Annotated in this window: 13 protein-coding genes; 4 read left to right on the plus strand and 9 right to left on the minus strand. The window is 31.3% G+C overall.

Annotated elements, in window-relative coordinates:
- Positions 1–65: 65 nt before the first annotated feature.
- The 4 genes from QZU75_RS02470 to QZU75_RS02485 are packed head-to-tail and all read right to left on the minus strand — an operon-like array spanning position 66 to position 3,197.
- Entirely contained in the window at positions 66–659 is a 594-nt protein-coding gene (locus QZU75_RS02470) for a hypothetical protein (RefSeq protein ID WP_296881364.1), read from the minus strand.
- Positions 656–1,252, minus strand: a complete 597-nt coding sequence (locus QZU75_RS02475) for a DUF6891 domain-containing protein (protein ID WP_296881365.1) — start codon at positions 1,250–1,252, stop codon at positions 656–658. The genes QZU75_RS02470 and QZU75_RS02475 overlap by 4 nt, the downstream gene beginning before the upstream one ends.
- A gap of 7 nt (positions 1,253–1,259) precedes the next feature.
- Positions 1,260–1,952 carry a DUF6882 domain-containing protein gene (locus QZU75_RS02480; protein ID WP_394350225.1) on the minus strand — a complete coding sequence of 231 codons (693 nt, stop codon included), beginning with the start codon at positions 1,950–1,952 and terminating at the stop codon, positions 1,260–1,262.
- A 9-nt stretch (positions 1,953–1,961) separates the two neighbouring features.
- Positions 1,962–3,197: an LL-diaminopimelate aminotransferase gene (locus QZU75_RS02485; protein WP_296881367.1), complete on the minus strand. Its 1,236-nt coding sequence runs from the start codon at positions 3,195–3,197 to the stop codon at positions 1,962–1,964.
- 324 nt (positions 3,198–3,521) lie between these two features.
- Between QZU75_RS02485 and QZU75_RS02490 the strand changes: the two genes are divergently transcribed.
- Positions 3,522–5,198, plus strand: coding sequence for a hypothetical protein (locus QZU75_RS02490; protein ID WP_296881368.1), 1,677 nt, complete (start codon positions 3,522–3,524; stop codon positions 5,196–5,198).
- 63 nt (positions 5,199–5,261) lie between these two features.
- On the opposite strand, the gene QZU75_RS02495 is transcribed toward QZU75_RS02490, so the two are convergent.
- Positions 5,262–5,744 (minus strand): hypothetical protein, encoded by a 483-nt coding sequence (locus QZU75_RS02495; RefSeq protein ID WP_296881369.1) that lies wholly within the window; start codon positions 5,742–5,744, stop codon positions 5,262–5,264.
- A gap of 8 nt (positions 5,745–5,752) precedes the next feature.
- The gene (locus QZU75_RS02500) at positions 5,753–7,423 is read right to left on the minus strand and encodes a glutamate--tRNA ligase (protein ID WP_296881370.1); all 1,671 of its coding nucleotides are present in this window, start codon (positions 7,421–7,423) and stop codon (positions 5,753–5,755) included.
- A 100-nt stretch (positions 7,424–7,523) separates the two neighbouring features.
- On the opposite strand from QZU75_RS02500, the gene QZU75_RS02505 reads away from it, so the two are divergent.
- Complete coding sequence (locus QZU75_RS02505) at positions 7,524–8,534, plus strand: aldo/keto reductase (protein ID WP_296881371.1); 1,011 nt, start codon at positions 7,524–7,526, stop codon at positions 8,532–8,534.
- Positions 8,535–8,536: 2 nt separating this feature from the next.
- Positions 8,537–9,349, plus strand: coding sequence for a class I SAM-dependent methyltransferase (locus QZU75_RS02510; RefSeq protein WP_296881372.1), 813 nt, complete (start codon positions 8,537–8,539; stop codon positions 9,347–9,349).
- Positions 9,350–9,389: 40 nt separating this feature from the next.
- Here QZU75_RS02510 and QZU75_RS02515 read toward each other — a convergent pair whose 3' ends face one another.
- Together QZU75_RS02515 and hcp are read right to left on the minus strand one after the other, a co-directional pair.
- On the minus strand, positions 9,390–9,719 hold the full coding sequence (locus QZU75_RS02515; RefSeq protein ID WP_296881373.1) for a cupin domain-containing protein: 330 nt from the start codon (positions 9,717–9,719) through the stop codon (positions 9,390–9,392).
- A 2-nt stretch (positions 9,720–9,721) separates the two neighbouring features.
- On the minus strand, positions 9,722–11,029 hold the full coding sequence (hcp, locus tag QZU75_RS02520; RefSeq protein WP_296881374.1) for a hydroxylamine reductase: 1,308 nt from the start codon (positions 11,027–11,029) through the stop codon (positions 9,722–9,724).
- 119 nt (positions 11,030–11,148) lie between these two features.
- Between hcp and QZU75_RS02525 the strand changes: the two genes are divergently transcribed.
- Positions 11,149–11,949: a TrmB family transcriptional regulator gene (locus QZU75_RS02525; RefSeq protein WP_296881375.1), complete on the plus strand. Its 801-nt coding sequence runs from the start codon at positions 11,149–11,151 to the stop codon at positions 11,947–11,949.
- A 65-nt stretch (positions 11,950–12,014) separates the two neighbouring features.
- Here the strand turns inward: QZU75_RS02525 and QZU75_RS02530 are convergent, their stop codons facing one another.
- The gene (locus tag QZU75_RS02530) at positions 12,015–13,451 is read right to left on the minus strand and encodes a DUF6056 family protein (RefSeq protein ID WP_363139633.1); all 1,437 of its coding nucleotides are present in this window, start codon (positions 13,449–13,451) and stop codon (positions 12,015–12,017) included.
- Between the last annotated feature and the right edge of the window lie 107 nt (positions 13,452–13,558).

Consider the following 13,558-nt stretch of genomic DNA (forward strand, 5'->3'; position numbering starts at 1 on the left):
AAGAAATTAAATAAAATATCTATTAAACTAATTTTTTAAAAGTATTTAATAAAAATAGAATAAAATTATTTTTTGGTATACATCAAAGGATGATTTTCATATATTGGGTTTTTAATAATGTTTCTTTTCAAATGATATTTTAAAAATGAAAGCATCCATTGATTAGACAATTCCCTTAAGGAATCATCATCCAACCTTTCAAATTTGGTGAAGAAATCCATTTGATTTCCTCCAACCACAATTGCAATCTCTTTTGTTTCAATAAGCATGAAAAAATCATTGCGGATATTGTGAATATCAAAGTCTTCAACAACAGAAATTGTTTTTTCTTTTTTATAATTATAGAAAAATGTATTAAGGTATTCGAAATCAATGAATTTGACTTCAACAACATCATACAATACTTCTTCACTTAATAACTGATTTTTAAAATTATATTTTGCTAAAAAATCAATATCCCATATATTGTTATAAAAAACAGTGAAAAATGATTCAGATGCAAAACGAACTATTAAAGGAAAATCTTCACTTTCTTTAGGAACACCAAGCTCAACATCTTTAAACTCAAGATATATGGAGTCCTGAGATATTTCTACAGAAGTTAATATACCAGAGTTAGTCATTACCTCTCTAATTAATTTTAGTGAACGAACATTCATTTTAGCACCCCTTTTTTAACAAAGCAATTATAAGCTCCTTCTATTTCATATTCTTTATCACTGTCAAATGATTTATCCCATTTAAGTGGATTAATCTCAATCTGGTTGTTAATAGTTTCATCCCAAAGAATAGAAAATCCTTCGGATTTTAAGTTTTCTGCAACAATTTCACCAATTTTTAATGCTTTCTTTTCATTATTTTCAAAATCACCAAATGTAATTTTTAATTTTTCATCCCAAATAGCTTCCTCTACATCCTCAAAAGTGTAAAAACAAAAACCAATTGGATTGAATTTATTATTCATAAGATGAACCTGAAGTTCAAAGGCATCAGCTACACCTTCTTCAATATCATAACCGCAGTTATGAACAGCAACAATATCCTCTTTCACTAATGAATCAAAAGCATTCTCAAGTTTTGTGAAATTGACATTATCAAAATCGTTTAAAGAAATATTGAATTGAGAAAAATCAATATCTTCCTCAATAAATTGATCTTCCAATATTTCCATGATTTCATCGACATTGAAAAATCCGGATCTAGTTAAAACTTCAATCATATATTCAACTTCTTCAACCAAATCCTGATTCATAATATCCCTATTCTTCTTCATCATACATTAATATACGAGTTACGTTGCCTCTTTCAGTGAATCCGACAATTATTCTACTATCTCTAATTTTAGCAACTGCAAAATCATCATGTGGCTTAAAACCATATCCTTTAAGCTTAGTATAGGATTCAAATGCAATTTTTGGATAAATTTTAAAATTCTTTTGGAAAGTATAAAATGTATTTCTAAACTTCTCTAAAGAATTATTTTCTTTAATCAAATCTGATTCCAATGCAACGTAAATATCCAATCCCTCTTCGGAAACCGCATAATATGCATCCATATTTAAAATAGCTACTGTTGACATTGATAATGTGTGGCAATCATTAACATCTGCATTGATAACAGGGGTTTTAAATTCAGGAATATCAAATTCATCACCAATAGCTTTCATTTGGATAGCTGATTTGATTAAATCCTTACCGAAGATATCTTCATTATCCCATGCCCATGACCATTGTTTCAACTCTTCATCATGAAATCCAATGATTTGGACAGGCATTGTAATATTTTCAAAAGTGATTGTCCCATTTTCAATGTCTAAATCACCAACAGAATCACCAATTAATTCTGACAGATTTTCTTGTTTGTCCAGTGCTAATGCACCATATTTAGATAAAACTACTTTAAAAGAGTCACCATCTTCAATTTGCACAGGTTTTTCAAATTTTGCTTTCAAATTAAACACCTAAAATTCTAATTTGGATATCCTATCCATAGCTTCTTTAGTATTTTCCAAAGTATTAAATGCAGTAAGCCTTAAATAACCTTCACCACTAGGACCAAATCCAGAACCAGGAGTTCCAACAACATTAGCCTCATTTAATAATAAATCAAAGAAATCCCATGAATCCATATTATTAGGAGTTTTTACCCAAATATAAGGTGAACTTACTCCACCATAAACCTGTAAACCTAAATCAGATAAGCTTTCTCTGATTACTTTAGCATTTGCCATATAATACTCTATAACCTCATTGATTTCTTTTTTACCTTCAGGTGAGTAAACTGCTTCAGCAGCTTTTTGTACAGGATAAGATGCACCATTGAATTTGGTGGTTTGTCTTCTATTCCATAACTGATTTACGTCAACAGCATTTCCTTCACTGTCATATGCTTTTAGCTCTTTTGGTACAACAGTGAATGCACAACGGGTTCCTGTAAATCCTGCTGTTTTTGAAAAGCTTCTAAATTCAATTGCAACTTCTTTTGCACCTTCAATTTCATAAATACTGTGAGGAACATTATCTTCATTTATAAATTTTTCATAAGCTGCATCGAATAAAATAATGGCATTATTTTCTATTGCATAATCTACAAATACTTTTAATTGGTCTTTTGTAAGTGTAGTACCTGTAGGATTATTTGGATAACATAAATAAATTAAATCAACAGGTTCGGATGGAAGTTCTGGAACAAAATCATTTTCTGCATTACATTGAAGATATGTTAAACCTTCATACATCCCATCATCACCCATTTCACCAGTTCTACCTGCCATAACGTTAGTATCAACATATACAGTATAAACTGGATCAGTTACTGCAATCTTATTGTCAATGCCGAAAATTTCCTGAATGTTCCCAGTATCACATTTAGCTCCGTCACTAATGAATACCTCACTTGTGTCCAATGAAACACCTAACGGTTTATAATCATTTTCAATGATTGCTTCTGCTAAGAACCCGTAACCTTGTTCAGGACCATATCCCATGAAAGTGTCAGCGTTACTCATTTCATCTACAGCATCTTTAAATGCTTTTATAACTGCTGGAACTAATGGTTTTGTTACATCTCCGATACCCATTTTAATAATATCTGCATCAGGATGATTTTTTCTAAATTCTGCTTCCCTTCTTGCAACTTCTACGAAAAGATAGCTGCTTTTTAATTTAAGATAGTTTTCGTTAATTTTAACAACCATGATTAATTCCTCATTAATATTAATCTAATTTATATTATATTTTAAAAATATATAAATTGAATGCATAGTTAAAAATGTCAATTTTTAGTAAAAATTAATAAAAAAATATTAAAAAATAAAATCCCCTAAAAAAAGAAGAGATATATGTGATTTATGAAAAAATAAAACATGGAAAATATTTTTTTGCCATATCAAGATTTATAGCGCATTTTTTTCAAATTAAACAATAAACTAACTCACTTTAAAAACTTATGAAAATATTTAAATTAAGTATTTTACATATTATAATATAATAAAAAATTAAATGATAACGTTGGGAAAAAAATGAACGGAATTACAATAATACTTTGGATAATAATTTTTGTAGTAGGTGCGGTTGCAATAGTATTTGTTAAATCGCATTTTAAAGAGGATAAACTTGAAAATAGTGAAAAATCAATGATTTCCAAAGAGCGGATTACTAATTTTATATCAAATCGCAATAATATCGAACCTAAAACATCCCTTCATAAAGATAGTTCCCATCATAATCAAAATCGTTTTATTAGTCAGACAGAATCATATGCTCAAGAGGACTATAGTATTTCTTATGCACCCGAAGTTGAAAACAACAACAATAAAAATACAGAATATGAATCTCAAAATCAAATACTTATAAATTATGAAAATGAAGTTAAAAAAACTCAAGAACCAATGAACGATTACCAGGTTGAAATTATGACTCAAGATAATGAAAAACATGAATTAAAAGATTTATTTACTATTGATGAATTAATCAAAGAATCTAAAAGGAAAGATAGTGAAAGAGAAAAAGAAGCTCAACAGGTTAAAGGTGAAGATGACAAAGAATTAACTGAACTTAAAGAAAGTATCAAAAAACAAAAAGAAGCTAAAGAAGTTGATGATAAACTTATTGATGAAATTTTAGCTGATGAAGAAATCGGAAAAATCTTAGAAAGCGATTCTGTTGAGGAAACTGCTGAAGAAACTCCAGCAGAAGAAACCATAGCAGACATAATAAACACAGAAAAACCACCTGCAGAAGAAACCATAGCAGACATAATAAACACAGAAAAACCACCTGCAGAAGAAACCATAGCAGACATAATAAACACAGAAGAAACATCAGAAGAAAGTGTTCAAGATGTTTTAGATGTTGAAACCCCTGAAGAAAGTACTAAAGAAGTTAGTGCAGACATAAAAGAAGAAACAGAAACACCTGAAATTGAAAATCAATCTGTTGCAACACAAAAAGACATTGAGGAAGCTATAAACACTGCATCCCAAGAAATCGAAGAAAAAGAAATTGAAAGTATTTCAGAAAGAGAGAACATTACTGATGCATTATTAAACTCAGAAGAGGAAATTAAAGAACCTGCTTTAAAATCCCCAACTAAAATCAGTGAAACTGAAAGTGTTGAAACACCAATAGACGACTCTTATTTATCTTCTGATGAACCTGCAAATGAACTAGATTACAGAAATGATTTAAACAAAATTAAAAATACAATTAGAGGTTCTAAATTATTCCAAGACGTTAAAGAAAAATTAAGACCTGAAACTCCAGAATATGAGCCTATTAATGATTTAGAAGAAACATACATAAGAAATGTCAATGAATATGAAGATGAATATGCTCCAATCATTAATGAAACTCATGATGAATTTGGAGAATATTATGAACCGGATTATGATGAAGCAATAAGACAAGAAAATACTCGAAAGTTATTTGAAACAACTACCATTACTCCTGAAAAACCTAAAATTGAAAAAACAGAACCAAAAGCTAATGTTATTAAATCTAAACCATCAAGAGACAATATTAAAATTCAAATGGGTAATACTGAAGTTGTACTTAAAAAAGGAGATGAAATCATATTTAAACATGACGGAGAAACTTATTCAAGTCAAGTTTATGCAATCAACGGTGATGAAATCTCTGTAAGGTACAGACGTAAAGACATTAAAATCAAACCAGAAGATGTGAAAAAGGTATATTAAATATCTTTTTTACCAACACCACTATTTAACATCACTATTATTATTTTTTATTAAAAAAAAGATTTAAGAAGAATTAGAGGATTCTTCTTTGTTTAATTTATAACTTCCGTTTTCAACAATATATTTTGGAACAATAATCTTTAAAGAGCGGATAATATTTAAATAAAAATCATCCAATTCCCGATCTGCATAGGGATATGTGAATTCAAAAATGTATAGATTATCATCTTCCACATATAAAAATTCATTACGCCTAATCTGATTTTCACCGTCATTAAATGAAGAAACAACCATATAATATAGAGATTCATTAATTACAATGAAATCTGAAGTAATCAATTCAATTTTACCATTGTCTTTTAAATTCTCTTCAATGCCGTTCATTATTTCTGGAAGTCCTGATAATGTAGGTGTTGTTGAAAACTTAATGGACATTGGAATTTTGGTATTTACCAAATATAAATCAGTGAATTCATCTTTAGGAGGAATCTGCTGAAAATCCTCAGGCATCTGAAGTGTTGAAAATCCATTTGAAAACATTACCATTAAATCACCTATTTATGAGCAAAGTAGAAAATCAATTCATCATCTGCAATTTCATCTAGGCGAGCAAATCCTACTCTTTCAAACTGAACTATATCTCCAACTTCTAAATCACGAAGTGCACCTTCACCAAGACCTGTTTTAGTTGATGCATCATCCATAACTATTTTAACATTAACATTATCATTTACAGGAACCCATTGAATAATTCTTGCTTTAATTTCCCTTGCCTCTTCAAAAGAAGTAGAATGATATGTAATTTCGCTGCCGTTAATGTTAACATTGACTGCATCCATCAATCTGAACAATCCATCGTTAATGTCACTTTCAGCTAAATAAGCTTTCCCATCGAAAGGTAAAATCCTATTTCCCCTGTCCATATGGTCTGCATGAAGTGGCCTTTCAATATCTACACTGCCTCCTTCATAACCTTCAACAGTAATTTCAACAGGGTTTTCACAGAAGAAATATCTATTTGCCACAGGTTCTAGGAAGTTACGGTTCAGTCCGTAAATCTTTTTCCAGCTAATTGCAGAATCTGCCATTTTAACTCCAATTTCAGTAATTAGATTGTAAATTGTTCTTGGGTCAATTCCACGTCTTGCAATAGCTCTTAAAGTTCCAAGTCTTGGATCATCCCATCCGCTATAAGTTCCATCTTCAATTCCTGCCATTGCCTTTGAGGTACTTAAAGCAATATCTTCCATTTTTAATCTACCATAGTGGATATATTCTGGCACGTCCCAACCCATATGGTCATATAAGTATTTTTGTTTTTCAGTATTTGCCAAATGGTCTTTTCCTCTTAAAACATGAGTTAATCCCATTAAATGGTCATCCACTGCAACTGAGAAGTTCATCATTGGATAAATTCTATATTTAGTGCCTAAACGAGGGTGTTCCTCATCAACCAATCTCATTGCTACCCAATCACGTATAGCAGGGTTTTTATGTGCAATATCGGTTTTTACCCTGAGTACTGCTTCACCTGCGTCCATTGTATCGAATTTTTCCCATAATTCAAGATTTTCTTCAACAGAGTTGTCTCTGCATGGACATGGCTTACAGTTATCTTTAAGCTCTTTGAATGTTGCTCCGTCACAGGTACACATGTAAGCAGCACCTTTTTCGATTAACTGACGGGCAAGGTCATAATAAATTTCAAATCTGTCAGACTGATAAATCACTTCATCCGCTTTAATTCCTAACCATTCCAAATCTTCAGGAATCATCTCATAAGCAGGTTCGTATACTCTTTTCGGGTCAGTATCTTCAATTCTTAAAATCAATTTTCCATTATGTCTTTTTACATATTCTGCATTTGGAACTGCTGCTCTTGAGTGGCCGATATGAAGAGGCCCGCTAGGATTTGGAGCGAATCTTAAAACTATATTTTCATGAGTTCCAGGAAGTTCTTGAAGTCCGGTTTCTTTTGCTTTAGGTTTTTTCTCCTGAACTTCAACACCTAATTTTTCCATTTCCACTTTTTGTTCTTCTGGAGATAAAGCGTTTACTTTTGCTACAATTTTACCAGACATTGGTCCAATTTCTTTAGCTTTACTTCTGAGTTCAGGTTCGTTGGACATGATTGAACCCATTACAGCACCAGGATTTGCATTTCCTTTATGTTTAGCTGCATTGAGCAAAGCATGTTTATAGATAATTTCTTCTAAATCATTCATTTAATCATCACAATCAATAATTTAATTAATAAAAATAAGTAATATTATTTATCTAATTGAAGATATATAAACATTAAGAATTATGGGGAATTGAGATAAGATGAGGCTCGGAAAAACTAACCTTGAAGTTAATAAAAATGGATTTGGTGCTCTGCCAATCCAAAGATGCAATATGGATGAAGCAGTTGAAATACTTAAAAAAGCATATGATAATGGAATAAACTTTTATGATACTGCTCATTTTTATTCAGACAGTGAAGAAAAAATGGGAAATGCATTTGAAGACATTCCACGTGAAAATATTTATCTTGCAAGTAAAACTGGAGCTGAAACTCCACAGGATTTTTGGAGTGATTTAAAAACTTCCCTTAAAAGCTTAAAAACAGATTATTTGGATTTATATCAATTCCACAATATTTCATTCGTACCTAAAGAGGACGATGAACTATTCCATGCAATGCTTGAAGCAAAAGAAAAAGGAATGATTAGACATATTGGAATAACCACACATAAAATCACATTTGCACATGACTCCATTGAAAGTGGGCTTTATGAAACCCTCCAATACCCATTTTCCTATTTGAGCGGAGATGAAGAAATAGAACTTGTTAAAAAATGTGAAAAATTCGACGTTGGTTTTATTGCAATGAAAGCTATGGGAGGAGGATTAATTAATAATTCAAAAGCCAGTTTTGCATTTTTAAATCAATTTGATAATGTTCTGCCAATTTGGGGAATTCAAAAAATTTCAGAACTTGACGAGTTTTTATCATATGATGAAAATACTGTTTTGGATGATGATTTAAAATCTTCAATTGAAAGTGATAAAAAAGAACTTGGAGAGAATTTCTGCAGAGGATGCGGATACTGCATGCCTTGTCCTGAAGAAATTAACATAAGCCTATGTGCCAGAATGTCTCTCTGGATTAGAAGATTTCCAGCTGAGCCATACCTAACTGAAGAATATCAGGAAATGATGAATCAGACATTGAACTGTATGGAATGCTATGCATGTGTTGACAACTGCCCCTACGAACTGGACATTCCGGAACTCTTAAAGGAAAACTACGAAGATTTCCAAAACGTATTATCCGGAAAAACCAAGGTGTAACCATGAAACAGTGCATTGAAAATCCGAATGATGTAAACTGGCCAGCTTATTGGGCTGAAAGACTGGAAGGTAAAACTAATAAAGATTGGGACAAAGCTGCTCAGGGATTCTTTAAAAGAACACGAAAAGACGATTACAACGATGCATTATTTGACATGTTAATCCTCAGTGAAAATGATACCGTCTTAGATGTGGGCTGCGGTGAAGGATCAATAACCATACCCCTGTCAAAAAAAGTAAAAAATGTAATTGGATTAGATTCCTCACCCAAAATGCTAGAATATTTGGAAAAACGAGCTCATGAAAATAATGCAGACAATATTGAAACAATATTAAAACCAATTGAAGAGATAAAATATGAAGAGATTGGAAATGTTGATGTTGTTGTGTGTTCAAGGTCTTTGAATGGAATAATACCTATCGAAGATGTTTTATGTGAATTAGATAAGATTGCTAACAAATATGTGTTCATAACAATTTTTGGACCGGAAAATAAAAAAATCGAAAAGGACTTTGAAAAAGAGCTTGGTAAAAAAACCGAAGATTTTCCTGATTACAACTACTTCTTTAACATATTGTTTAATATGGGAATTTATGCCAATGTTCAGCGCTTTGATTTGAATAACTACCGTGAATATGACAGCATTGCAGAAGCAATGGACAACGGTAAATTTAGACTTGATTTATACAATGATAAAGAAAAAGAGCTTTTAAAAGAGTATCTGGAAAGAATATTAACATATGATAGTAAAACTGAAAAATATTATAACGTTAAAGACAAAGCAGACTGGATAATGGTTTGGTGGAAAAAATAATTTATCAGTAAAAATTTAAAAAAAAAGAAATAAAATGAAATTAATCACTTTTAATCATGGTTAAAATCATTTTATATGGACTGTTTTCAGCTTGAAGAGCATGAGGTTCATTTGCAGGCATGATAATTATTTGACCTGCTTTAACAGTTTTTTTTACACCAGAAATTGTTATTTCAGCTTCACCGTCAATTACCTGAACCATCGCATCAAATGGTGCTGAATGCTCTGATAGGCCTTGACCTTGATCAAAAGCAAAAAATGTAACAGTCCCCAATTCTTTTTTAATTATTTCACGACTGACTACACTATCTTTTTGATAATCAAGCAAAAACTGAATATCCAAAGGTTTTGCTTTTAGATCTTCACTCACACCTATTCCCCCATAATTGTTTTAATATCAGCTATTGCATCACCGGAAGTTGGTGTTAAGTTGTAGTTTCCAACTAAGACATTTAAAATGTCTTCGTTACACCATGCAGGAAGCACAGGTCCAATCCACATATCAGTTTTACCAAGATATAGTAATGCCCAGAGTACTGCTGCTGCTTTTTGTTCCATCCATGAAAGAACAATAGTTAACGGCAATTCATTTAATTCCATGTCAAATAATTCACATAAAGCTACAGCCACATCAACTGCAACAATTGTATCATTACATTGACCTACATCCAACAATCTTGGAATTCCTTCAATATCTCCTAAATCCAAATCATTGAATTTATATTTTCCGCATGCTAATGTCAATATAACTGTATCTTGTGGCAGATTTTGTACGAATTCACGGTAATAGTCATTGTGTTTTGCTGCTTTGTCACATCCACCAACAACAAAGAATCTTCTGATTTTTCCTTCTTCAACTAATTTTTTAATTGCATCTGCATGTTCTACAATAGCTCCTGCACTCCAACCTGTAGTGATAGTGGTTAATTCTTCTGCTTCCAATCCTCCTAAGGATTTTGCACATTCTATTACTTCTGAGAAATCATAATCCTCTACAGTTTTAACACCTTCAAGTTTTGCAACATCCATAGTAAACATTCTTTCTTTGTAGGAATCAAGTGCAGGTAAGACACAGTTACTGGTTCCAACAATTGCAGCATTGTATTTTTTAAAGATTGTTCTTTGATCATGCCATGCTCCACCTAACTGACCTGCCAGGTTTTTGTATTTATTAAGTCCAGGATATCCGTGAGCAGGCAACATTTCAGAGTGAGTGTAAACTTTAATATCAGTTCCTTCCACTTGTTTTAATAACTCTTCCAATGCTTTTAGGTCATGACCTGTTACGATAATTGCCGGACCTTCCTGTGCTCCAACTTTAACTTCCACAGGTTGTGGTTCGCCGTAAGCTTCGATGTGTGCGTCTTTGAGCAATCTCATTACTGCTACACTTTTTTCACCAGCTTCTAAAGCTAATCCAACTAAATCTTCCACATCAAAGTTAACGTTGGTTAAAGTAGTGTATAATCCTTTGGTTAAAAATGCATCGATTTCCGGATCATTTTTGCCTAAAACATTTGCATTGTAGTTGTATGCACTTATACCTTTCATAGTAAAGATTAAATTATCTTGTAATCTTGCTACGGTTGGTTTTTTACCACAAACTCCACTTACTGTACAACCAGTACCTTTAGCAGTCTGGGAACATTGATAACAAAACATATCTAAACCTTCTGACATAATAATTACCTCTTTTGAGTCGTTAATTAAGATTATATTTGAAAAGCTTATAAAGATTTTGTCACTATTTAAGGGTTAAAAGTAGTAAACTTAAATATCACTTCAAACATACTACAATCATGGACGAGAATATATCTGTATTAAAAGGATTAGGACTTACAATGTATGAAGCTCAAGCATATTTAACACTCACCTCATTAATTTCATCAACAGCAAGTGAAGTGGCTGAAAAATCAGGCATCCCTCGCAGTAAAATATATGATGTGTTGAAGGGATTAATCAAGAAAAATTACATTGATGTTGAAGATGGAAGACCTCTGACCTACAATGTTAAATCCCCAGTCGAAGTGTTGGGCCGTGAAAAAGAAAAAATTGACTCACAAATTGACGATACAATAACAAGACTAACTAACATATATGAAAACGGAATGAGTCAAGTTCAAGCACCAATATGGAGGATATATGGCGTTGAAAAAATCATCAGCCAAGAAATAGAAATCATAAAAAGAGCAAAAAACACAGTTAACATGAGAATTGGATTTTTATTTGAAGGAGAAGGCGAGGCCCTAATTAAGGCATTTAAGAAAAAACGTGGTTTGAAAGTGAATATACTATCTTCACCTACATGTTACATTAATGAAAATGAAGTTAATATCATTAAAATGTTTAAGGACAGTAATATTAATGTTCAAAAGGCAGATATTCCATTTGTAAAGGTTCTGATTTCCGATTCAAAAGAAATGATGCATACCTATACCAAGTTTTCAGAAGATAAACGTTATGTAATACCTGAAACTGCAATTGGAATCTGGAACAAATACGAAGACGTTGCAAGAAACTATGACGAAAGGTTTATGAATCAATTAGAAAAAATCAAAAGAAAACAAAAAATAGATATGGAAAAAAATAAAAAGAAGTAATGCAACCTACTTAACAACAAATTTAGCTTTCACATTTTTTGCATTATAATACTTACTTCCAGTACTTAAAAAATTCCATATTTCATGAATGAAATTGCAAATACTATCAGATAATTTAAAACTGCAATTACAAGCAGTGTTTTTTCTAAAATAAACTGCCACTTATCAGGAATTCTATTTTCATCATATAAATTTTTAATAAGCATTAAAGTTATTGCTATTAATGCAAAATACAAAAAGATTGTAACTCTTGCACCTGAAGGAAATATCACAGGAGAAAATCCAACAATAAATCTAGAAAGGAATCCTCCAAGGAATATGAACAGAGGGAATAAATTTTTAGGAAATGCTTTGACAATCATTGCACAGCTGCTAATCAGGAAATACAATGATATTATTACAATAGCAATTGAGTTTATACCAACCTTTGGAAGGCCTTCATAGGTAAACAGCTTTAATGTATCTGTGATGAACGGAACTATATTGACAATCTGTTTGAATATCTGCGGAATCAACATTAATGGAGAACTTTTAATAACATTCGGAACACTTCCAAGAGATTTTAGAGAAGTTTCTAAAACGGAAATGTCAATGAATGTATTGAATATTGTTATGAACAATACAAAGACAATGTTAAAGTAACAGAAGTATTTGAAGTATTTGTTTTGTGAACGAATCAATGCACCGACACTTAAAATAATATAAAATAACGGAAATATGACCTTTTGCTCAATCAGGTTTCCAAATGTTGTAACAAGACCCAGATATGATTTTTGAAGGATTGTGAAATTTGCAAATTCAGGATACCAGTATGAAACTTCCTGTGCAAATCTTATGCTGTTTCCAGGACATGTTAATACAAAAATCAGTGCCACTGCAGATATTACTGTTGCAAGCAGATTAAATTTGTTTATTCCTTTTTTGTTGATTACAGAGTATAACAGATACAACAGGTTAAATCCAAATATTAATGCACCGCTCTGCTCCTGGTTTGTAGCGTATAAAAGTGCCAAAAATGAAACTATGTATACATATTTATTTACTTTTTCACCATGATACTCATAGATTAGGGGAATAAATGAAATCATTCCAAATGCAAAACACCAAGAATAGTTAAGAGTTGTTGAAATCCATCCAGCACTTGCCATTTCATAAAACGGATACATCAAAAACAAGAGAACTCCCAAATAGGCAATCTTTTTTGAATAGTTTTTATTTACTAATTTAATAAGATAGTAAACTCCACATGTGTAAATCACAATATCCAAGATTTTCCAGATAATCATGTTTTGACGGGCTAAAATTGCCAAAACAGTATCTATAATTATTCTGGAAGACCAGTTATAATATCTAAAATTAACATAATCTATTAAAGTCTGATTATTTAGGATTTTAGCATATTTAATATCATCCCCATTAAACCCCATAATCAAATGCAATATAAACATTAACGCAACAAAAAGGATTATTGGAGAATATTTTTTAAAATTGTAATTCATCATTCATATTTAAGTTTTTTAAACTATATATATGTGGATTAAAAACAAAAATTTTAGAAAATTTGGCCATTATTTCAAATAAAAATTTTTAATTTTAAAACATAGAGTTA

Origin of the sequence: uncultured Methanobrevibacter sp. (genome assembly GCF_902764455.1) — an archaeon.
GTDB lineage: Archaea > Methanobacteriota > Methanobacteria > Methanobacteriales > Methanobacteriaceae > Methanocatella.